Consider the following 20881-nt stretch of genomic DNA (forward strand, 5'->3'; position numbering starts at 1 on the left):
CCTTAATACTGCTTGAGCAGGTACGGTTGAAGTGTTGCCCTGAAGGTTCCGGGCTTGTTCGGATCGAGCTGGAGATGCTGTAGATCCGTGGTGCTGGCCACGCCGCGATCCCATACGTTCAGATCACGCATCGTTGACGCACTCAGCAACTCAGTCTGGTGCCCGGCATAGGCGATCTGCTTTCTCAGTTCGTCGGCTGCGTAGAATCCCTGTGACACGATCAGATAGCGGTTTGGGTCCCGGCCATCCTGATATGAACGAGGTTTTGCCACGTATACGATCGAGGGGGTCAGCTTAAGGCCCAGCTTGCCGTAAAGCCCATTGTCGGCTGTCACCGTGCCCTTGTACCCCTTGGGACGCGTGCCATCGATCGAGATCACCAGATACTCCAGGTTGTCCGTGTGTTTGAGCATGTCGAGCACCGGCAACTGCATCGCACAGAAGCGACAGTTGCCGTCGACGAAGATCAGCAGACCGCCGATCTGTGCGAGTTCCTGAACGGCCTTTTCCTGCGCCTGATAGTCGGCGTTGCGTACAGTCTGGGCACCGGTAGACGCGTATGGGATCCGATTGTTTTCGTCGAGCATCGGGTCCTCGTGCAATACGCGTGTGACCGCCTCGCTAAACCGCTGGCTTTTGTCGAGGATGACCCGCTTTGTGTACATGTAGGCCGACACGTTGTCGTCCGTCGGGTCGTTGATCGCCCGCTCTTCCAGCATCGGGTAGTTCTGCCGCAACCACGCGACGTTTACGCTGGATTCGCTTGAGGGCTTAGCCGGAGCTCCAGTGACGTCCTGGCGCGGTGACTGCTTCGGTGTATCGTCCTTCCTGACGCCCGGGGTTACATACGGCTCGTAGTGCAGAAAGGCGTCGCCGTACTCGTCGCCGCGCGAGGTGACCTGCGCGCTGACGATTCCCGAGGCCGCTACGCCAAGGCACAAGAAGGTCACGAGAGTGACAAGGTGGCGAAGGTGCATATTAGAAAAGACGGTAGGCAAAGCCAGAGACGCGAGTGACATCCAGATAGCCCCAGTAGCGCGAATCGTTGGAAAGCGGATGCGTGCCGATCATGAACAGCTTGCCGGCCGGGATGATCTCGCTTCGATCGAATGCGTTTGCCGGCTTGTGGTAATAGCGGGCCAGGGGAAAACCTTCGACCACCGTGTGGCCGTTGATCATGACCTTGCCGCCGGCTACGGTGACGAGGTCACCTGGGACGCCGGCGACCTCCTTCATGATGTACTGTTCCCTGAAATGCGAAAGCGCGCCTTGTGGCTTCCAGAAAACCAGATCGCCATCCCTTACCTCACGCGGAGCCCGGTGGACCATCAGCGCCGCGTGCAGGTCAGGCAGGCAGCGTTCCTTCTGCGGATCAACGCCAATCGTCAGCAAAGGCTTGAACCAGAACGCGTCCGCAAGCAGGAGGCCGGTCAGAAACAGGGCGACGAAAAACCGCCTGTCAGCGGCCGATTTCCGTTTCGTAAGGACAGTGCCTGCAATATCAGTCATTGCCCGCCCCGCTCGCTGCTTTCGGCACATCCGGCGCGCTTGCCGGCTTGGCATTGATCTGATGAGGCACAGAGGGTGTCGAGGGCGGAAGGTGGACCGCGTGACGCAATTCGTTCGTGATGTCAATCGCATTTGCCGGCACCGCCGCCACCGTCATTTCGCCTGCGTCATTCCTGCTCATGTCGATAACTGCAAAGCCTTGCGTCTGATACTTCCGCATTACGTCCAGGATCGGCGTAACGATGTTGGTTTTCCGCTGGTCTTTCGACATTTCCGGATTCGCCAGCAGGGCTTCAAGTATCACCTCACCCTTGTCCGCAACTGCTATCCCGCATGCCGGTTTCGCCAGACCAGATGAAGTCACCTGGCTCATCTTTCCGCCGAATAAATACGCCGCGAGCACAAGGGCGATCAGCACCGAATACGGCATGTTGCCGCCTAGCAAGAGCTTTTTCATTCGCAGAGTTCCTCCATTTCGGCCAGAATTTCCCTGTCGGTCAGGCCATCGTGTTCACGGTACATCCTGATGACGTTCAGCATCGACTCTCGCAGCCTCGCCTTCTTGTCGCCCATCACCCTGATCGTCGCCTCGATCACGCTCATACCGACGTCTACGAGGCGGAATACCTCGTCCCGGTCATCCTCGGAACTGAAAAGCGTCGCGGTGAACTTATCCACGTAGAGGCGCACCACCTCGTAGGTCTGTTCACCCATGATCAGCGTTTCGCTCCACGCGAACTTTTTCGACTCAACACCGCGCAATAGCTTGGCGAAGTAGGCATCGCCCGAAAAAGCTGTCATCACCTTCTTGTCGATAACCTGGTCGATCTCCTCTGGCTCCTGCGCCATGATCATTTTCCACGCCGACTGCCGCAGGATGACCTCGCCCGCGGCGTAGCGTGAAAGGGCAAGCAGCGATTGAACGATGATCCAGACCGCGAGCTTCTCCTTTCGACCCTTCAAATAGAGGCCTTCCATTGCGGCGCCGGCAGACTCCACCTTGAAGAGGTCAATCGCTTCGTCGACCCAGAAGCGCTTCTTGGCGGATGTTTTGCGCAGGCGGGTCATCAGCACGTTCATTGCGCAGAAAAGAACGCATCGCTTCAGGTGTTCATCGCTGCCGAGGCTCGCGAGCTCGAACACCGTGAGCTGCTTGCTTGCATCCAGCGTGCTGGGCCCGCGGAAGTACACACCCCGAGTTGGGGATTCGATAAAAGACCGGAGGCGGGGAACCACATTTGATGCGGCGATGACCACCTGATTCTGAAAAGTATCCTGTGCGGCCGACTCAACAATCTTGCGCAAGCAGTCGATAACTGTAGAAATCTCCGCCTCGTCGTTCTTCTGTGCCCACGCGGCCTTTACCGCTTCATTCACTGCAATCCGGGCACCCGGATCGACCTTTTCATCGCCGTACGCCATCATGACGACGAGGTCCGTGATCCCCTCCTGCTGCTCCGCAAACTCGTCATCGGTCAGCCCGGTGAACGGATTGAGCGAAGGCCTGAAATCGCCTTCGCCGAACTCGTTGAATTCCCCACCGACAGCCCTGCAGAAGTTCTTCGAGCTGCGCCCGTTGTCGAAGAGAATGACCATACGGCCCATCGCCAGATCGCATTCAATCTGGTACTGCAGGCTGAACGACTTGCCGGCGCCTGACTTCGCACACATCGTCCCGCAGAAGTTCGAGTTGCTTGTGAAGGGGTCGAAATAGTGCGCACGGCCCCGACGCGTAATGAAGGCGGCACCCGTGATGGGAGAATTGGCATTGACGTTTCCAAGGTAGTCGCCGTAGACGGGCAGCAGACACCCCACTTCTGAGGCCGCAGTCGTAGTCTCACCCTGAAGCGCTTCTGCGATTTTTACAGAGAAGTTCAGCGGCAGCATCTGCGCGAACCTCACCAGCATATTCCCGACCACCAGACGAGCGTCGAACTCCAGCCTGTCCAGTGTGCCCTTCAGGGTCGTTGCGGCGACCCGAGCCTCCTTCGGAGTCCGGCCGAACACGAAGGCGGTGGTGGAAACGTGCACGTACCTGTTTCCGTCCCCGGAAACCATCTTTTTCAGCGCCAGCAGGTCGTTGAGCTTCGCATTGCTGTCCTCAACGCCGAGTTTGAGCGGCACATTCTGGACCGTCGTGCGGGACTTGATCGCGCTCTCAACGCGGCGCCATTCCTTGCGCTGGTTACCAACACGCACGGTTGTCGAGAGAATGAATGGTGTGTTGTTCCGCTGGCCGCCGCCTTCCTTTGTCTGCCCCTTGTTAAATGGCGCTCCGCTCACGAGATTCATGATCCCGTGGAACGGATGTTCCGGGTACGACTTGCAGGTGATCACCGCACAATACGTGTCCTCGCCGAAAGCACCAATGCGGCGGTCGCGGCTAAAGTCAAAATCTTCGTCCGGCCCGTAAATCTGTTGCTTCAGATCAAGGAAAGGATCGAGTTGAACTTCCTTCTGGAGTTTCGCGTAGATATTCGCGAATTTCCGGTACACGCCGGCGAGCTGTGCGGCGCTCAATCGCTCAACATCGTAGAAGCCGCAGTTGCGCAGTTCCGCCAGAAAATCGTTTTGAAGATTTTCGCTTTCCTCGAGCGCAGCGCCTTCCACCCGGTTTGTCGGGACAGCCAGAGCGATGATGACTTCGGACACGTTCAGCATCGGCATGTCCTGCAACGCGTCAGTCTTTGTCGCAGAGGCGAAAAGCTTCTTCTGCCGCTCTATCAGATCCTGCACCACGTGCCCGCCGTGTACTTTCCCCTTCGCGAAAGTTTCGGCAGCTTCGTGGTCTGGCGATACAACAAGGCATACCTGGATGACAGAATCCTCAGGCAGGCTCTTGAAAACGTTCTGGACAACCGTGCTGAACTCACCGCCGCCGCCTGCCAGGGGACTCATCCGGTAGACCCCGCCGATGACAGCCTTTTCCGTCGGCGGGCGTGAGATGACCAGCCGGGTGTCGGGTGTGTACGTTTCGAGGTTGACGATCTTGCTCGTCTTCTCAGTCTTGATCTTCGAGGTAGTGACGGCCACGGTTTGTGTCTCTGCGGATCGGGGAGAGACAGCGCAGCAATGTTCGCCGCGCTGTCAGGGACGGAAGGTCTCTCGGGGCTCGACCGGCTACTGCGCGGTTCCGAGATCCATCTGTACGGATACGGCGTCGCCGGGGCCCGTCGCCGTTGCAACCGTGGTCGCAATCGACGGACCGATTAGCCCAACCACCAGAACGCCGAGTACCACTGTCAGGTTGCGGTATCCGCTACCGTGTGCGAGCTGCCATACGGTGATCAGCAGGCCCAGCATGATCAGGAACATGATGAACGTGCTGGACATCACGGTCTGAATCGTGGTGACAAACACGTCCCAGGCGCTCGATCCGAGGGCGGAACCACCGTTGAGCGCGCCGATAGACATCAGCATTGCGGTCATGGCGGCGACCATGACCATGGTGGTACGTGTCGATCTGACCGGTTCCGGCGTTGGCGCCGGAACCATGATCGGTGCGTTGAGGGTATGGGTGTCTTGGTGCATGAGCTCCTCTTCCTTACTGTGGCATGGACATGGCTGTGGGACTGCCTGGGTTTTCAGACGGGGCCGGAGCGGTGCCCGGCTGAATGAAATCGGTTTGCGATGAAAGCGGCCGGGAGAGCGACGGAGGAATCTGCAGTCCGCCCATTGCCGTCTTTGTTTCTTGCACCTTGTGTGGATACATGCCTCGTTCGACACTCTGGGGGTCGCCACCATCAAAGCCGACCCAATGTGTCGGGACGACCTCCTTGTAGACGACCGTGTCGCCTATACGCGCATCGTTGGCGTTGACGAAGTGTTTGATCCAGGTGCGCTGAATGACCGGGCCCGCCCGCACCGGCGTGTCGTCTGCGGGCGGCAGCGAAGGCCCTCCTAGTTGCGCAAGCGGCGACGAGCCCATTGCGATTGACTCGCCGGCCCCTCCTTTGATCACTGCTCCCGTCGATGCGCCGACCGGCGCAATCTCAGTGGCCTTGTCGTACTGACTGAACTTCAGTTCCTGGTCAAAACGGCTGTCAGGTAGTTCCCCGTTCGTCGAAGCCTCGACCGACTTGAAACTGTGGCAATAAATACTGCTCGGATCCTGCTTGCGATTGCAGTCATACGAGTTGGAGCCGATCGGGTTGAAGGCAGTACTGCAGCCAGAAAGCCCGACAAGCAATCCCGCGCCGATCAGACAGGCAATGTTTGTGGACAAGTTTCGATAACTCATGAATTGGCTCCCTTCGATTCGACTCGTTTCTTCAACGTGATGTCTTCTTCAAGAATCCACGTGACACGGGTACCGGCCGTTACTTCCACCACAGGAAACGTCTCCTTCGCGAAGTTGAGATAGAACTGCGAGAGCTCGGTCGCCGCATGGTTAACACCCTGCCCGACAGCGGTCCCCGCGAGATAACCAGGCGACGGCACGGTAAAGCTTTGTTGCGAGCCGCTGCCGGCGTTCGAGTTGTATGAGGGCACTGCAGTCGGTGCAAGAGCCGAGCCGAGGCCTGCGGCCATCCCTGTCAGCGCGGCTTGCATCAGCATCGCGCCCTGCTTGTTCACTACCTTTCCCGCGATACCGAGGGTGCCGTCGACGTCCAGGGCGTAGGCTTTGATCGGTGCCTCGTAGACGTCTCCATTCTTGAAAATGCAGCTGATGTGGTCCGCAATTCCGTACGCCCGCTCGGCGCTGAGCACGGCGGTCGCTGAACCACCGATGAAGCAGTTTTCGAGATCGGACGTCTTCCACGAGTTCGGCATGATCGCTACACCTTTGACGCGCGAGACGAACGGCGCACCAACATTCAAGGCGGCAGTTACACTGCCGGCCGCCCCACCGCTGGAACCATTGTTCGAGCCGCTCGGGCGGGCGTTGACCCCCGATAGCATCACCGCCTCGAGGCCGGTGTAGATCGGCAGCACCAGATCTGGACGGGAACCGCTGCCGTCGTCCTGTGCGTTCTTATCAATAGGATCGGAAACCATCAGCGGCCGGCTCGGTACGGGTGCCGCCGCCATCGAATCGGACGGCGCATCCGCTCCATCGGCAGATTTCCCATTGCCACGGCCAGCCGGTTGCTTCCCCGGCTGATCAAAACTGACAGACTCGGGGAGATCCTTACCCAATCCGTTTCCTGTAGTCGCAACAGCGGTGCCGCTAGCGGCATCCGCGGGCGATCCGGGTGGCAGTGGCGAATGGCCAAACTGTGCACCCACCGTCGGCAATCTGACGGGCTGACCTGAGTTCGCGCCTACCTGGCCCTTCAGTTTCTGCACGTCCGCTGAAAGCGCGTCCATCTTGGCCAGCACCGTTTCCAGCCCCTGGTTGCGCGGCGAGTCGGGAAGAATCCGCTGTCCACCCCAGCCGTCAGTAGCCCCGCCTGTCGTCGGCAAGGCTGCACCCTGCGCATTAGCTTGCCCAGGCGCGCTGCCAGGACCGGCTGTCTTCATGGACTGCATAATCGACTTCGCCGGCGGCTGACGAAAGTGCGCAGCAATGATTAGCGGCACGAACACCGCCACGATTGCGAGCATAAGGTAGCGAAAGACCGCATCAAGTTCTTTCCATTCCTTGTACTTGTCCGCACCCCACGCCTTGATAGATTCCCACATGCTTACTGTTCCTCCCGTTTGCGGGCCAGAACAATGACCCTGGTCTGTTCGCCCGGAAGAAGCACTGGTTTCGGGAAAATTGAGACAGCCAGCACATTCGCGCCGTCAAACTCCTGCTCGTTAAGTACCGCGCGCGACTGGCTGGGATTGCGCACACCGTAGACGTAAAGGTCGCCTTCCCTGCTGCTGTAGCGCTTCGCGACCATCACCGCGAGTCCATCCATGACAATCGGTGGCAGCGCAATGTCGACGCTTGCATAGCCATCCGGCGCGTGGCCGAGCGCCACCGACTCCATGAGATCCTGGACGTGCCCGATATAGTCGTCACTACGATTCTTCGACTTCTCCTTCCCTGCGACGATTCCGCTGTCGTCGGTGACGATATATGTCTGGGCCGGAACCTCTTTCGGCTTGATATCGAGTCCAAGCACTGGACCACCACCAGGCGGCTCGATATACAACGTCTCTTCAGTCGCCGGCAGGGACTTCCAGTACACGTAGATATTCTGACCAGTGCTCTTGTCGACCTGCAGCGTATCGCGGTGAATTGTGTGCGGGTTCTTGAACGGCAGCTCGATACGGTTCGGTGCGTTGACGCTCATGTAAATCGTGACCACACCGCCATCCGTCATTGGTATGGGGTGCGCACGAGTCGGATCCAGCGCGCCCACCGACTGACCTTCCACTTTCATCACGCCTGGCAGGTCGATCTCTTTCGCGGGGGTATCCTTCACCGCAATGGTCGGATTGAGTGCGAGTGGATCATAGGGCTTGGCGCCAGCCGAACGGTGAACCACCTCGGACTTTGCCCGTGCGGTTTGATGACCACTCGTCGAGGACGTGCCAGCCGACTCACCAGTTCCGAACGACACTGCAGCGGGCGCTACTGTTTGCATTGACGCTGACGTCTGGGCGGGCGCAGAGGGTGAGGCGGCGATTCCGACTGCTGCCACCGGCGATAACACGCCAACGACGAGGGCGCGAAGATAGTTCAGAGATGTTCGTTTCATTTCTTGTTCTGCGCCTCAATCCAGTCCGAGTTATGGATCTTGTCGCCCACATAGGCCGTCACTCCGTCGAACCACATCCGGTAGTTCGCAAAACGCACCGGAAATTCAAACACCCAGGGCTCTGACGTGTCTCGCGCGGCATTCACCGTGTGCAGCTCACCCGACACAAAAACTCTTCCCAGCTTGTCGTCGTGATAGAACGGGCGAGCGCCAAGAACGAGGTAATAGCTGCCCAGCTCGTGTTGCTGTGCAAGTTGCGCAGCCTTGTTGTCGATCGCCTTGCTCACCACCGTATAAGCGTCCGGTGACAGGAACGGCTGAACGAACTTCTTCACGCTTTCGGCGTTACTGGGATTCACGGAGGCAAGCGCATTGGCCACCGCGAACGCCTGCGCTTCCACAGCGCCTTCGTCCATGCCATTCCTCCAGATCTTTGCGCCGTCGGGCATGCCTGGCACCTGATTCACGACAATCTCTGACATGAACGTTACCTTGGCGGCAAGAAGCAGAAACCCGACGCAGGCACAGGTCACTGCGACGGTAAGCAGCCGATTATTACTGCGGTATTCACCCACCGCCTTATCACGGTTCCCCACATTCATAACCCGATCACTCCTTCTTGTCTGATTCGAGCAGCACGCGCTTGTTACCTGGTGTGATTGCGCGATCGTCACCGATGAACACGACTTTTTGCGACCTGAACGCCTTTGAATACCCCCACAGACCAATTTCAAAGAGAAAGGTCCGAAAGAAGCCTGGCAGGCTGCGCGATTTCCATTCCAGGTATTGCTTGTTGACGTGATATCCCACGAACGGAATCCCAAGATAGAACATCGCACCGAAGAGCCGGCCGACACCGATGCCGACGAAGATGCTGACAATCAGGATGTAGGTGTCCTTGAACTCAACTCCCAGTAGTGAGGGGCCTGCCCCACCATGCCGCGGAATATGAAATTGGTTATTCGACACGTTGGGTCCCCACGTTCCAGCAAACAAGATGGCTCTTCCAGTCAACGTCACTGGCGTGACCAGAAGACGGTACACATGTCCGGTCACCCTCAACGATTACCTGCGGCCAGTTCAATTTCGGCTTAACCCGGTGCTTTACGTGGCGTTGGTGGAGCCGGTCATAAGTCGCCTGAATCTCTCCCAGCTGCTCAGCGCGGAGCTTTGCAAGTGCAGCCTCTTCTTCGCCACTGAACATTTCGACATCCTGACGTTGCGGCTTGCCGAGTAGAAATCGCATGTGTACACGCCGGTCGCTCTCAGGCTTCGAAGAAAATACATACTCGCCTCCGTTCTGCGGCGCAAGTTCCACCGCACCGAGCATATGTGGCCCGCGACGGGCGAAAGTGACTCCGTCATCAGTTGCTGCCGCAGACGAGGTCGCCGACACAGAAAACACGCAGATGAGCATCAGGCTTTTAAATTTCATGAGGATATTCTACCCAGTCAATGTACTGACTACCATTACTCACTATTTCCGAACGCAGAAGAATAGGTCTGCGTTGCATACTCTCGCGCGGCCTGATGTCGCGAACCCTGCGCGAAGAACTTCAGTGCCTGCGACAGGCTCATGTCGCCTGCAACCGCCGAGTACTCCCCCGCGTTCTCGCTTTCGCCGTGCGCAACCACGAATGTTGGCGCTGACTTGACCCGATACCGCTGGGCTATGACGGGATCGATGATCCAGTGTGCCGGCCGCTTGCCGCAGCACAGCGCATTGATCTGGGTCGCATAGCGCTCGGTCGACATAAGCGTGTCGTCCGATCCACCGAACCCGTTCAGCACGATAGTGGCCTTTGCTGCACTCGCCTCGCGAGCCAGCGCAACTACGTCTCGTTGCGGCATGCGCGTCGAGACGAAAATGTAGGTGTTCCATTTCGCAGTCATCGTGCCAAGCAACGATTCATCGGCGTGGCCAATCGATGGAATCAGAAGGACGGAAAGTAGTGCCGCGATTGTTCGCATTTAAGTCTCCTAGTCGCCCGCAGAATTGGCACCCACAAGTGGAGTGCAGCAATCCTTCCGCTGAAAGATGAAGTACCCATAGTCTTTGTCTTGCGGACGGGCTGCACCGATCTCCTGGAAAGCCAGCGGGCGGCCGATGGGGGTGCACAGGTTGTCGGGAAAGGGGAAGGTGCGGTTTGTCTTGTACTGCCGCTTGTCCATGACGATCTGCGGCACGCCAAGTGCGCCACAGGAGTTAAGCGCGTCCTGTCCCGCAGACGTCTGCTGCGTTCCGGCCGCGTGCAGTTTTGCCAAAAGGCGGGCGATCATCAGGTGGGACATCTGCTCCGGTGTGTTTGCTACGGCCACATTGCCGTCGAGTGGATACATCGGCCCCCACGCACCAGCGACCCAGAAAAGTGTCTCGAGCGGAAAGCCGACGGTCGCAGCGATTGCATCGGGCATTTCGGCAGCGACGCTCAGCACGCTGGCGAACGGGTACGCGTAGGGAGTCAGAATCAATGAAAGCGCGTCGTCGCCCCATGTCGGATCGGCCCAACTCAGGAACGGGGCGTCGAAGGAACGGTTATCCAGGCAAGGATTCGCCACAACGGCACCAATCGCGGACATGACCGGATTGATGTATTCATTGGCCTGCATGAAGGCCGCCTTGCGTGTGCCCCTCAGATGCTGGTTGGTACGGACCTCACCACCGTATTCGTCCGAGTTGTATGGCGTGTTGATATCGATCCCTCCAAGCAACGGCATGCACCCCGGCTTGTTGGTCGTATCGACCATGTAGCGTGGCTCCCAGAACGACACCGGCGTTCCGATGGAAAGACTCTGTTCGCAGAGGCACACGGGTGATGAACTGACACCCGTGTCGTAGTCTTCGCCGTCGATACCGAAATTCAGTGACGCTCCCATGATCGACATCGGGAAGACGCAGTCGTAGCAGACGTCGGTGATGAGGTTCGGAAATGCACCGTTGCATGCCTGCTGCGCCTGTGCGGCAGTGGGTATCGCAACAGCCGACAGCAGCATCGCGAATGCAATCCAGAAGTTGAGCAGTGTCTTTCTCAATTGCCCGCTCCCATGCCGAACTGAAGGGCGAGCTGGTCGCCTTTCTGGTAAAGCGCCACCGGCACACTGCTGATACCGATGCCGTACAGTTTCCGCAGCGTGTTGATGATGATTTTTCGCTGATCGAGGTAGAACGGCACGCCTGCCACTCCGTGCCAGTCCACGTTCCTGTACTTGATACGCATCAGATACGCGGACCCAGCGGTCAGGACAATCTTTAAGGGTTCCGCACGACTACGCTCGACTGCCCAATCAACCTGACGTGGGTCGTTTCCATCGATGAACAACAGCCCCATCGTGAGGGGAAGTGCTTTCAGGGGATCAACCACTGTGCCTTTTCTGACGACGACCTTGCCGTTCTGGTCGCGGTAGTCCTGCGGCATTACGAACCGCAGATCGTGCAACTCTGTACGCGTCCCGTAGTCCGTGCGGATGCCCAGCGACGGCGGACTCTTGATGGAATCCAGCACCCGGTTCCGGTAGTTCTTCCAGAACTGGTCAAGCTCGCCAGTCGCCTGCTTGTGACGCATCACACTGCGAATTTCTTCGCGCGCATCCGGATCGAGGGCATAGGTCTGCGCTTTCGTGCCAAGATCCTCACCCTGAGCGACACCAGCTCCCATCATCACACCGAAGACAATGCCAAACGACAGCAGCCCCGCTCTGCGCAACGAGTTCGTTTTCATCAATCCACCACCATCATTGGTCGCCCACCCAGACGCGCACGCTGATTCACGGCTGGCGTGGGTGATTTGGTTGAGTCTGTCGCGCGCCCGCGCGGCTCGCGTGTAATGCGGAGATACTCGGCCTGGACCAGCTGCGCGTACCCGTTGCGTGCCGTCTCCTTGTCTCGAGCATTGCCGGCCCCGTAAGCGCCGACTGCGCGCCATGTATTCCCGTACATGCGGATGAAGTCGGAAAGGAGGAATGCTCCGACGTTGATATTCGTGCACTCGTCATACAGGTCGCGTTCGGATATCCCGTATTTCGACAGCCACTTCAGGTGTGACGGGTGAATTTGCATTTCGCCCATCGCCCCCGTCTTGTCGTTCGTTGCGGCAGGATTGAAGCGCGATTCGACATGGGCCATCGCGTACAGGAGATTGACGTTCACATGCCGGCGCGCGGCGGCATTTTCAAAGCACTGATCGGCCGCGGCCCGAACTGCGCCACATTGCGTCGTCAGAACTGCGGCAAGAATGAGGGAACTCACGCGCATGCCGCCCCCTATCGATCCAACGGACCTGTGACGACTCCCGAACCCAGCACCCTGCGAGCGAGATTGCGGAGCACGGCAGAGCCAAGAAGGACCATTTCAGCCAGCACTGCTGCGATCATTACGTAGCAGGAAATGGCAATCACGATTGCACCCATCACACCCCACGCACTAGCGGTACGCAGCATGAGCGCCGCCGTAAGGATCAGGGCGATGACCACGGCGTGGAATACCGGGTGTCGGCCCCGACGCGTGAGGCGCGAAGCAATTCTATTTACTAGATAGGTCATTTCCCTGCTCCAGCTAGCGCCATCGCAACCTTTCGAAACTGGGCCTCAATCCGCTCTGCCGACACCGCGCCAGGGATAAGCGAGCCGTCCGCGAAAATTAGCGCTGGGGTGCCGAAGATGTTCAGCTTCTGTCCGAGGGCAAGATTGCGGTCAATCGGGTTGTCGCAGGTTGGCTGGTCTGGCTGGCGATGGGCGTGCAGATAGGCCAGCCACGCATTCTTTAGACGCAGCCTAGCCTGCGCTTCCAGTTCGTTGGGATCAGTCGCGGTCGCAGCGCCGAGCGCAGTCACGGCGGTCGACGTATCGCGAGCCATCCGTTGGTAGTCACTCCACGCCTGCGCACGATCACGCTGACACCAGATTGCCTCTGCGACATTTGCCGCGTTGGGATGCAGCGAGGTGAGTGGGAACGGGAACACGTAGATCGTTGCGTCATGCAGTCTCGACAGATCACCATCGAGGTGCCGACAGTAAGGACAGTCTGGATCGTCGAACACATAGAGTCGATGAGATCCGTTACCGAACTTGATCGCGTCGCGAACGTCAAGTGTTGTCACATCGATCTTCGGGCGGCCCGCTTCCTTGATGTCAGTTGCCAACGAGTGTCGCGTTTTAAGGTTGATCACGTCGCCCGGTATCAGGATTGACAGATCGTCGTTGACGAAGAAAACTTCGCCCCCTTTCAGGACCGACCAGAAACCAGGAAACGCAGGAGCCACTTTTGCTCCTTCCGTCGCCGGGAAGCGCTTAACCAGATCAGCCTGAAAATCCGCATGCGCAACAAGTGCGTAGACGGCACACATACATGCAACGATGGATTTCAACCAGTAACGCATGATTCCTCGTCATTAATTGTCCGGCGCGTGGACTGGTGTCCGGCCAGGTTGTGAAGGAGAGTCAGAGGTATAGAGCCGGGGCATCGCCGGACGGAACTCACACCACGTAGTTATTGAACACCGCCAGACCGTAGGCGATAGCCAATATCGAAAGACAGGCTCCGTACTCCAGTTCGTAGAGCCCCTTGTGTCGTCGCCAGTACAGGTATCCGAGCAACAGGACGGCGAGAAATACAAGCTTCACGCAAGACAGCACCACCGCGAAGCGTGCCCACTGTCCCAACCAGTTCAATACCGAATTGGTTTCGCCCCGCTTCGTGTGAGCAACGAGTGTGCTATGCCAGTCAAGGATCTGAAGCAATGCGACTGTGCCAAGCAGTAGAGGCGTTCGGACGTAAGAAACCTTCCTGGCCAAATCGTGATTAACAATCCGCATATCTACTCCGCTATCCGTCGTGAATTCTGATACGTGTATGTACTGAGTATAATTTATTAGGCTTGTAAGTGCACAGTCCCGCCTCGATTCCTAATTTCGATATCGAGTCAGGTCGTTCGAATCAGGTGACTCGCACGTTGTTTTAATCGTCACCCATTTCATCCTGCCCTCGGAGTACCTGTGGAACTAGAGAACATCCGCTACGTCAATTACGAACAGCCTGACCGGCAACGAGTCCAGGACAATGCAATCAGGGCGGTAAAGGAGGACCCGGGGAGACTGATCGAAGCCTACCGGCACGACGCGCGATCTTTCGACGGTCGATACGTTGCCGCTGATCTGTTCAAGGAAACATTTCCGGAATTCAGCGCATCGAAGGAGGCTCGAAATCGCTACAACAATCCGGTGCACAACGCGGCTGCGGTGCTGTCATCGGCCCTCTTTTCGGAGAATCTGAAAGAGCCCCGCGAATCGGGCCGGGAGACTGTGTACTTCCTTACCGGCGTTCCGGGGGCTGGAAAGACTTCCCTCATCCTCGGTGAAGGACGCCTGCCGCGCGACGCGCACATGGTCTTTGAGGGTCAGATGTCCGACTACGCCACGAGCGAAGCTAAGATCAGCCAGGTGATCGCTGCCGGGTTCCGGCCTCACATCATGGTCGTCCACGTCCGATCCGAGTACGCGCTGGACAAGACTATCCAGCGCTTCTATGAAGAAGGGCGCGGCTCAAGCATCGCAACGATTGCAAAGATTCAGGGTGGGCTTCCGGAGTCTCTCGCGCGACTTGGCGCATACTTTGGAAATGACCTGCTTCTGGACATTGTCGACGTCCGGGATCGCGCGAACCCCGTCCGGCTTAGCGGACACGAAAACATCCATATCCTTAAATCAGAAGGTAGCCATGAACACATCCAGCAAAGACTCGAAGCCCGACTCCAACAACACCGGCAAGACGGACGAATCAACGACGATGCCTACCGGCAAGCAGCCGGACTCGCCCCCGGATCCGGCCACGGAGTGGATCGAGAGCGCAATGGAAACCTCAAAGAGAATGAGTCAGGACGAGGTGTTCCGCAAAGAGATCGCGTCCCGTCTGTTCTAACTCATGCACCAGGCGGTGACTCGCCGTCGACGTCGCAAGCCGCTCAGCACACTCCCCTCCGAATTACGGATGCCCACAACCTGCCGCCAGAAATCAGGAAGGCAGGTATTCGTGGGCACGTCATAGAAGCCAACGACAAGACCGTTCTGGTTCGCACCGGCAAGACAGACGCCGTTCGATTTTCCCGCTCCGAGATCAGCGGCAAGGTAGAACCCGGGAAGCGAATCGAGATGACTTTCAAGCCTCTTGAGCAAGAGCAGGGGCAGAGTCCGAAGATCGAACAGAAACGCGGGCTGAACAACTGAGCTCGGGGAACGACATGCACTACTACCTTATCGACGGCAGGAAGTTCAGCGATGCCGATCACGGCCTGCAGGCAGCGCTCGCGCGCGTGCATCACTCAGCCCAACGCCCTTTGTGTCTGTGCACGCATCCGGGCGTGCCAATGTACGTCGCAAAGGTCGACGGACATTTCCAGATCAAGCGAATGCCTGACTCCGGGGCACGTCACGCGGCGGAGTGCGAGTCCTTCGAACCACCCGCTGCGCTCAGTGGTCTCGGGGAAGTCCTCGGGCATGCGATCAAGGAGGACGTTAACGATGGTCTGACGACGCTACGACTCGACTTCGCGCTGAACAAGATTGCTGGCCGGGCACCGCCGGCGCCCTCGGGGGCCGAACCGGGCAGCATCAAGGCGGAAAGCGCGAAGCTCACGATTCGCTCTCTGCTGCACTACCTATGGGATTCCGCGCATCTCACGCACTGGAATCCTCGCATGGCCGGCAAGCGCAGCTGGGCGACGGTTCACAAATACCTGCTGCGTGCTTCGGAGGGCAACGTCACAAAGGGTATGCAGCTCGCCAGCACCCTCTACGTGCCGGAGCCCTTCTACCTCGATCGCAAGGCAGAAATCGTCCAGCGACGTGCTGCACTGATTTCCGCGGCCGATAAATCCAACCGTCCCGGGCAAAAACTCTTCATCGTGATTGGCGACCTCAAGGAGATCACGGAAGCGCGCTATGGCTGGAAGATGACCCTGAAACAGGTACCCGATTTTCCTTTCATGATCAGTACGGATCTGAACAACAAGCTGAAGGTGTTCCGGCCGGAGCTCGACTTGTGGAATGCCTACGGGTCCGAGGCTCACTTCATCGTCATCGCTACTTTTGGTGTCGGCAGCACGGGGGTCGCGCAGATAGAGGAAATGTCCGTCATGGTGACGAACGAGCAGTGGATTCCATTTTCCAACGTTCACGAAAAAGAACTGATCGACTCGCTTATCGCGGGAGGTCGACGTTTCGTGAAAGGACTCGCCTATAACCTGCCGAAGTCGAGGCCGCTTGCATGCGCTGTCCTCACGGACACGCAGCCCACCGATACTGCTATTCACCTGGTCCCAGCGAATGCTCCGGAGAGCTATCAAACCGCACTCGCCGACCTCATCGAAAGCAGCCGTGACCTCGCCCACATTCAATGGATTTCAGGCGAAGTACTACCGGCGATTCCCCCTGCGGTCATTCCCGACAAACACGATAACTAATCCCAGCGCAATCCGACGCCCACACTTTCGCATGCGAAAATTTACGTTGATTCTGATCTCACGGTTTCGACACCATGTCCACTTCCGTTCCTGCGATCGCGGTTTATCTTGTGCCGGCTATCGCCGGCGCGATCGGCCTGTCTGCGTGTTTTCGAGCCAACGTGGTGTTCGCGTTGCTCGCACTTCCGGGCACAGTCGCACACGAGTTGCTGCACTGGATTGCGGGACTGGTTTCGTTTGCTCGGCCCGAAGGTTTGAGCGTTATTCCGAGGCGGCTTCCTGATGGTCGGTATCAGCTCGGCTCGGCGACATTCGCGAATGTGCGCTGGTGGAACGCGGCCATTGTTTCGCTTGCGCCGCTCGCCGGGTACCCCCTTGCCTGCGCTGTCGCCGCGATCCGTCTGCGAAATGGCTGGGCATTCCACCCTTATGATCTTGTCATCTGGTTTTCACTCGCCCAATTGACATTTGCCTCGTGGCCGTCCCTTACCGACTGGCATCTTGCCTTGCGGTCGTGGCCGATGCTCGCGCTCGGCGGATTGCTGGCGTGGTGGGGAGACTGGCATACCCTATTCGGGGCAGCCTTGCATCCGTATCTTCAATAGGAAGATGGGTACACGAGCGTGTCTCGAACTATCGCAACCCAGGAGTGTCGGGGGCGCGCGGAGACTGAGCCGAGGTAGCCTTGTGCTGCGTCGCGCGGGGGGCTTTCCTGTCAATGGATGCGTCTGTTGCCATCACCGGGAGATCGCGCTTTAGAACCTGACGAAAGGCTGGCTTTGCGACTCGGTCCGAGGTAATCAGGACCGATAGTTTGCGGCAGGATTCGATGTGCTCGAACGCGAATTCTGCAGCACCGTGGAGTGTGCGATGCCAACGGACGCGGACCCGTGAATCATCTAACTCTACGTCAGCCAGCATCAGCACGCGGACGCGCCCTGCGGCATTGCTGACATATTCGCACGGCATCAGCACGCCAGCGACTACGACGTTCTCTGCTTTTATCCTTCCTGCCGGTTCGCCCTTCGCGTGCGTAGCCGATCGCATAAAACACCCTCGTTAGCGCTGACTGGTTGCGGCCAGGTCGCTCATCTTCACGCATCTGTGCAAAAAGAATACCGATCTGGGCGCTGCTGCCGTGAATTGTAGTATCCATCAGGGGTGACTACAATTCATTACATCGAAATTCAGCAAGTTCAACGACTTCCTTCTTGGCACCCATGCGCATGCCTACCATTCGCGACATTGCTATCGCTATCCCACTGCTATTGGCAGCGCAAGGCCATGCGCAGCAAGCGCCATTCGCTCCGGACGCCGTCAAGGGAATCGCCGACTCGACTTTCGACTCTCCTGTCTTCAAGACAATGGTCCAGCGGCTGCAGCAGCAGAGTGCGAGTGCGATTCAAAGCATTGGAGGAGCGGAACTTGCCCGTGTGAAGGCATCGCTGCCGAAGGGTGCTGATCTTGGGCACCTACGCTACGGCACTCACAACGTCGTGAGCAACGACGGCGATGCCGTCGTGACCCTAATCATTCAGGCAGCACACGAGACGCCCACGGATCGCGCTCCCATTCTCGCGCGGCTCGCGGACCTGGCCGGGCAGCGTATTCCGGAAGCGCTCAATGTTGAGGGTTTTCTGTCCGAATATGGCATATGGGGAACGCCGCAGAGCATGCCTCGTGCGCTGCAGATGTATCGCTCAGCTGCTTCGTTGAATTACCAGCCGGCCGTCTACAACCTCGCGCTTGCCGCGGCGTATGGCAAAGGCTCGCAGGCAGACGTCAACAATGCTACTGCCCTGATCAGCGAAGCGTACTCAATCGCTCCGGATCCGTCTGGCCGGGTCTGCGGGTTTGGAGCATTCCTAAGCTACCGTCAGGGTGATCGCGAGGAGTCGCTGAGGTACGCGTCGAAAGGTTGCATGTCGGACCTTGCCAGCATTCCAAAAGCGCTGTACGACGATCAGGTTGTTCCTGCCCAACGCATCATGCTGCTGCGCGCCTCGATCGCGACGGGCGTCGACGATGGATACGGCCTGCTCGAGCGCACGACTCGTGCGATGAAACCCGACTCGCAGTATCTGTGGTGCAAATATGCGCTTGTCAACAAGTATCGGCGTTCGCTGGTCGGAAACAGACTGATGGACGATGCACTGTCTTGCTACCACGACCTGCAGCCGGCCGGAGCTGATCCCCGGCAGGAATTGATTCGGCGCGAGACGACCATTCCCGGCATTGTTGGTTTTGTGCCCATCGAGATCCGCGCGCTCCAGAAGCTGCGTGAATCGAACCATTTCCATTACGCGTGGAGCGTTCCTTATCTGCCCTTCCGGCAGGACGATGCTGACCTGTTCGAACCGTTTGTTAAGCATGCCAAATCGTAGTGACGAAGATATTCCGTCACTACCCTTCTGGGGTTATTTCTATCTGAAGTGTGTACGACGCATTCCGGCAATGAGTGAGTCTCGCTTTCAAAAAATTCGTCCGCTTGATGACCACAGCAGTCCGGTTCGTTTGGCGGTCTCTTCTGTTTTCTGACTTCCATACCTCAAAACTATGACCGCCGCACTCAATACCCAAACTCCCGCAGATCTGGAGCGCTCAGTCATTCAGGAGCCGCGCCTCTCTTCCGTCCCCGTCCAGCCCGTACAGGTGATCAAGCGGGCCTTTCTTGCACCTGCAGAGGTCAACACGCAACAAGGCCCGGACGGTATCCGTTATGACTTCAATGACGGGTGTCGGGTCTCAGTCCCCGAGGGAAATTGGCGAGTGGAGATGCGGGATAGCAGTTCGGATTACGTTCTGTACAGGATGCCGCTGAACAACAGTGGCGTATCCACGAACAAGAAATTCTTTGTCCCTTTTGGCATCCGTGTATGGAAAGACGATGCACTGGTTTTTGAGCACAACCTTAGTCTCAAGGGTAAGAAGGTGCTCATCCAGTTTCCGGTCGGGACGCTTGGCGACCTGATCGCATGGTTCCCCTACGCCGTCAGGTTCGAGCAGATTCACGGATGCAAGCTGACGTGCTCGATGGGCGCGCCCATCATCGCCCTCTTCAAGGGTACGTACCCTTCGATCGAGTTCCGGACTCCGGAGGAAGTCAATACTGCCGAGTTCTACGCGACCTACAACATTGGGCTCTTTTTCAATGACGTCGAGAACCGGTTGCAGCCGATCGATTTTCGTCACGCAGGTCTGCATCGAACTGCCGCCTACATCCTCGGCGTCGACACGGCGGAGGAGCCACCGAAGCTCGACCTCCCCGACGCCCACCGGCCGATCCCTGAGAAGTATGTCTGCATTGCGGTCAATGCTTCCACACAGTGCAAGTACTGGAACTATCCCGGCGGCTGGCTGGAAATCGTCCGTTTCCTGAAGGAAAACGGCTACCGCGTGATCTGCATTGACAAGGCACCGACACACGACGTCGGATTGATGCGCAATCAGATTCCGCATGGCTGCGAGGACGAGACAGGCGATCGCCCCTTGATCGAACGAGCCCACTGGCTCAAACACGCGGAGTTTTTCATCGGCCTGAGCAGCGGCCTCGCGTGGCTTGCATGGGCCGCTGGTACGCCTGTCGTGATGATCAGCGGCTTTACCCTTCCCAGCAATGAATTCTGGACTCCGTATCGCGTGATCAATTACCACGTATGCAACGGATGCTGGAACGACGCTGCCCTGATGTTCAAGCACGACGATTTTATGTGGTGCCCTCGTAAGGCAGGCACCCCACAACAGTTCGAATGCACAACCCAGATAACGCCTGAGCAGGTCCGTCAGGTTATCCGGACGATTCCGAATTTTGGTAGTTGATTGAAGTAGTCATTCCGCTTTTCAGCCCATTGCGCCGGCGCGTCGTTCCCAGGAAGCCGCCATTAGACGACTGAGCGTCTGTCGTAATTTTCGCATCCAGTCGTCTGGTCGTCAGAGATCCGGCTTAGCGCGTCACCTTTAGATCAACACCAGGAAACAACATGAATCGATTGACGTTTCGGCGCAAGTACGGAACCCGGCGTTTTGGCGTGAAAAGGGTTCGGCTGGCTTCACTGCTTTGTGGCCTGCTCGCCGTTGTCGCGGCGCAACTCCCATCGTCGACAGCTCGTGCATATATGTTGACGCCGTACGAAATCACGTCTGGGCAGGTAGTTTCAGGTTGGACCTGGGACGGCCTAACTTCGGAACTTATCGTCGATTCCGGCGCCGTACTGGAGTACACCAATCCAGGCGTTGCGATTCAGCTTAATGGCGGCACAGGTCTCTCCAATACAGTTGCAGCGG

At 57.9% G+C, this 20881-nt stretch carries 23 protein-coding genes; 5 read left to right on the top strand and 18 right to left on the bottom strand.

The features are described from left to right. Positions 1 to 2: 2 nt before the first annotated feature. From traF to M0D64_RS37755, 18 genes are all read right to left on the bottom strand, one after another. A complete protein-coding gene (traF, locus tag M0D64_RS37670; RefSeq protein WP_266241797.1) occupies positions 3 to 950 on the bottom strand; it encodes a conjugal transfer protein TraF in 948 nt (315 codons plus the stop codon). Between the two features lie 28 nt (positions 951 to 978). Beyond that, on the bottom strand, positions 979 to 1509 hold the full coding sequence (lepB, locus tag M0D64_RS37675; protein ID WP_266241799.1) for a signal peptidase I: 531 nt from the start codon (positions 1507 to 1509) through the stop codon (positions 979 to 981). After that, positions 1502 to 1966 carry a hypothetical protein gene (locus M0D64_RS37680; protein ID WP_266241801.1) on the bottom strand — a complete coding sequence of 155 codons (465 nt, stop codon included), beginning with the start codon at positions 1964 to 1966 and terminating at the stop codon, positions 1502 to 1504. Before M0D64_RS37680 ends, lepB begins: the two co-directional genes overlap by 8 nt. Then, the gene (locus tag M0D64_RS37685; RefSeq protein WP_266241802.1) at positions 1963 to 4542 is read right to left on the bottom strand and encodes a TraC family protein; all 2580 of its coding nucleotides are present in this window, start codon (positions 4540 to 4542) and stop codon (positions 1963 to 1965) included. Before M0D64_RS37685 ends, M0D64_RS37680 begins: the two co-directional genes overlap by 4 nt. Positions 4543 to 4629: 87 nt before the next feature. After that, positions 4630 to 5040, bottom strand: coding sequence for a hypothetical protein (locus M0D64_RS37690; RefSeq protein WP_266241804.1), 411 nt, complete (start codon positions 5038 to 5040; stop codon positions 4630 to 4632). Positions 5041 to 5053: 13 nt separating this feature from the next. After that, positions 5054 to 5749, bottom strand: coding sequence for a TraV family lipoprotein (locus tag M0D64_RS37695; RefSeq protein ID WP_266241806.1), 696 nt, complete (start codon positions 5747 to 5749; stop codon positions 5054 to 5056). Next, positions 5746 to 7134 (bottom strand): TraB/VirB10 family protein, encoded by a 1389-nt coding sequence (locus tag M0D64_RS37700; protein ID WP_266241808.1) that lies wholly within the window; start codon positions 7132 to 7134, stop codon positions 5746 to 5748. The genes M0D64_RS37695 and M0D64_RS37700 overlap by 4 nt, the downstream gene beginning before the upstream one ends. 2 nt (positions 7135 to 7136) lie before the next feature. Further along, entirely contained in the window at positions 7137 to 8144 is a 1008-nt protein-coding gene (locus M0D64_RS37705; RefSeq protein WP_266241810.1) for a type-F conjugative transfer system secretin TraK, read from the bottom strand. Further along, positions 8141 to 8746, bottom strand: coding sequence for a TraE/TraK family type IV conjugative transfer system protein (locus M0D64_RS37710; RefSeq protein WP_266241812.1), 606 nt, complete (start codon positions 8744 to 8746; stop codon positions 8141 to 8143). Before M0D64_RS37710 ends, M0D64_RS37705 begins: the two co-directional genes overlap by 4 nt. 7 nt (positions 8747 to 8753) lie before the next feature. Then, positions 8754 to 9113 carry a hypothetical protein gene (locus M0D64_RS37715; protein WP_266241814.1) on the bottom strand — a complete coding sequence of 120 codons (360 nt, stop codon included), beginning with the start codon at positions 9111 to 9113 and terminating at the stop codon, positions 8754 to 8756. Then, positions 9103 to 9579, bottom strand: a complete 477-nt coding sequence (locus M0D64_RS37720) for a hypothetical protein (protein WP_266241816.1) — start codon at positions 9577 to 9579, stop codon at positions 9103 to 9105. The genes M0D64_RS37715 and M0D64_RS37720 overlap by 11 nt, the downstream gene beginning before the upstream one ends. 35 nt (positions 9580 to 9614) lie before the next feature. Next, complete coding sequence (locus M0D64_RS37725) at positions 9615 to 10115, bottom strand: TrbC family F-type conjugative pilus assembly protein (protein WP_266241818.1); 501 nt, start codon at positions 10113 to 10115, stop codon at positions 9615 to 9617. A gap of 9 nt (positions 10116 to 10124) precedes the next feature. After that, a complete protein-coding gene (locus tag M0D64_RS37730; RefSeq protein WP_266241820.1) occupies positions 10125 to 11138 on the bottom strand; it encodes a TraU family protein in 1014 nt (337 codons plus the stop codon). A 35-nt stretch (positions 11139 to 11173) separates the two neighbouring features. Next, the gene (locus M0D64_RS37735; protein ID WP_266241822.1) at positions 11174 to 11863 is read right to left on the bottom strand and encodes a conjugal transfer protein; all 690 of its coding nucleotides are present in this window, start codon (positions 11861 to 11863) and stop codon (positions 11174 to 11176) included. Then, positions 11863 to 12390, bottom strand: a complete 528-nt coding sequence (locus M0D64_RS37740) for a lytic transglycosylase domain-containing protein (protein WP_266241824.1) — start codon at positions 12388 to 12390, stop codon at positions 11863 to 11865. Before M0D64_RS37740 ends, M0D64_RS37735 begins: the two co-directional genes overlap by 1 nt. 14 nt (positions 12391 to 12404) lie before the next feature. Beyond that, positions 12405 to 12683 (bottom strand): hypothetical protein, encoded by a 279-nt coding sequence (locus M0D64_RS37745; protein ID WP_266241826.1) that lies wholly within the window; start codon positions 12681 to 12683, stop codon positions 12405 to 12407. After that, a complete protein-coding gene (locus M0D64_RS37750) occupies positions 12680 to 13519 on the bottom strand; it encodes a DsbC family protein (RefSeq protein ID WP_266241828.1) in 840 nt (279 codons plus the stop codon). Before M0D64_RS37750 ends, M0D64_RS37745 begins: the two co-directional genes overlap by 4 nt. 97 nt (positions 13520 to 13616) lie before the next feature. Next, the gene (locus M0D64_RS37755; RefSeq protein WP_266241830.1) at positions 13617 to 13880 is read right to left on the bottom strand and encodes a DUF5658 family protein; all 264 of its coding nucleotides are present in this window, start codon (positions 13878 to 13880) and stop codon (positions 13617 to 13619) included. A 255-nt stretch (positions 13881 to 14135) separates the two neighbouring features. Between M0D64_RS37755 and M0D64_RS37760 the strand changes: the two genes are divergently transcribed. From M0D64_RS37760 to M0D64_RS37780, 5 genes are all read left to right on the top strand, one after another. Then, positions 14136 to 15362 carry a zeta toxin family protein gene (locus M0D64_RS37760; protein ID WP_266241832.1) on the top strand — a complete coding sequence of 409 codons (1227 nt, stop codon included), beginning with the start codon at positions 14136 to 14138 and terminating at the stop codon, positions 15360 to 15362. A 14-nt stretch (positions 15363 to 15376) separates the two neighbouring features. Continuing rightward, positions 15377 to 16597 carry a DUF1173 domain-containing protein gene (locus M0D64_RS37765; RefSeq protein WP_266241834.1) on the top strand — a complete coding sequence of 407 codons (1221 nt, stop codon included), beginning with the start codon at positions 15377 to 15379 and terminating at the stop codon, positions 16595 to 16597. A gap of 74 nt (positions 16598 to 16671) precedes the next feature. Next, on the top strand, positions 16672 to 17202 hold the full coding sequence (locus tag M0D64_RS37770; protein ID WP_266241836.1) for a hypothetical protein: 531 nt from the start codon (positions 16672 to 16674) through the stop codon (positions 17200 to 17202). A 615-nt stretch (positions 17203 to 17817) separates the two neighbouring features. Then, positions 17818 to 18981, top strand: a complete 1164-nt coding sequence (locus M0D64_RS37775) for a hypothetical protein (protein ID WP_266261427.1) — start codon at positions 17818 to 17820, stop codon at positions 18979 to 18981. 172 nt (positions 18982 to 19153) lie between these two features. Further along, positions 19154 to 20416, top strand: a complete 1263-nt coding sequence (locus M0D64_RS37780; RefSeq protein ID WP_266241840.1) for an autotransporter strand-loop-strand O-heptosyltransferase — start codon at positions 19154 to 19156, stop codon at positions 20414 to 20416. Positions 20417 to 20881 lie beyond the last annotated feature (465 nt).

Origin of the sequence: Paraburkholderia sp. WS6 (assembly GCF_030464835.1) — a bacterium.
GTDB classification, from domain to species: Bacteria; Pseudomonadota; Gammaproteobacteria; order Burkholderiales; family Burkholderiaceae; genus Paraburkholderia; species Paraburkholderia madseniana.

Coding starts and splice junctions, on each gene's coding strand:
- M0D64_RS37780 (WP_266241840.1), top strand. CDS start 19,154: ATGACCGCCGCACTCAATACCCAAACTCCCGCAGATCTGGAGCGCTCA.
- M0D64_RS37735 (WP_266241822.1), bottom strand. CDS start 11,863: ATGAAAACGAACTCGTTGCGCAGAGCGGGGCTGCTGTCGTTTGGCATT.
- M0D64_RS37710 (WP_266241812.1), bottom strand. CDS start 8,746: ATGAATGTGGGGAACCGTGATAAGGCGGTGGGTGAATACCGCAGTAAT.
- M0D64_RS37750 (WP_266241828.1), bottom strand. CDS start 13,519: ATGCGTTACTGGTTGAAATCCATCGTTGCATGTATGTGTGCCGTCTAC.
- M0D64_RS37745 (WP_266241826.1), bottom strand. CDS start 12,683: ATGACCTATCTAGTAAATAGAATTGCTTCGCGCCTCACGCGTCGGGGC.
- M0D64_RS37720 (WP_266241816.1), bottom strand. CDS start 9,579: ATGAAATTTAAAAGCCTGATGCTCATCTGCGTGTTTTCTGTGTCGGCG.
- M0D64_RS37700 (WP_266241808.1), bottom strand. CDS start 7,134: ATGTGGGAATCTATCAAGGCGTGGGGTGCGGACAAGTACAAGGAATGG.
- M0D64_RS37730 (WP_266241820.1), bottom strand. CDS start 11,138: ATGCTGCTGTCGGCTGTTGCGATACCCACTGCCGCACAGGCGCAGCAG.
- M0D64_RS37705 (WP_266241810.1), bottom strand. CDS start 8,144: ATGAAACGAACATCTCTGAACTATCTTCGCGCCCTCGTCGTTGGCGTG.
- M0D64_RS37775 (WP_266261427.1), top strand. CDS start 17,818: ATGCGCATGCCTACCATTCGCGACATTGCTATCGCTATCCCACTGCTA.
- M0D64_RS37695 (WP_266241806.1), bottom strand. CDS start 5,749: ATGAGTTATCGAAACTTGTCCACAAACATTGCCTGTCTGATCGGCGCG.
- M0D64_RS37725 (WP_266241818.1), bottom strand. CDS start 10,115: ATGCGAACAATCGCGGCACTACTTTCCGTCCTTCTGATTCCATCGATT.
- lepB (WP_266241799.1), bottom strand. CDS start 1,509: ATGACTGATATTGCAGGCACTGTCCTTACGAAACGGAAATCGGCCGCT.
- M0D64_RS37770 (WP_266241836.1), top strand. CDS start 16,672: ATGTCCACTTCCGTTCCTGCGATCGCGGTTTATCTTGTGCCGGCTATC.
- M0D64_RS37765 (WP_266241834.1), top strand. CDS start 15,377: ATGCACTACTACCTTATCGACGGCAGGAAGTTCAGCGATGCCGATCAC.
- M0D64_RS37680 (WP_266241801.1), bottom strand. CDS start 1,966: ATGAAAAAGCTCTTGCTAGGCGGCAACATGCCGTATTCGGTGCTGATC.
- M0D64_RS37690 (WP_266241804.1), bottom strand. CDS start 5,040: ATGCACCAAGACACCCATACCCTCAACGCACCGATCATGGTTCCGGCG.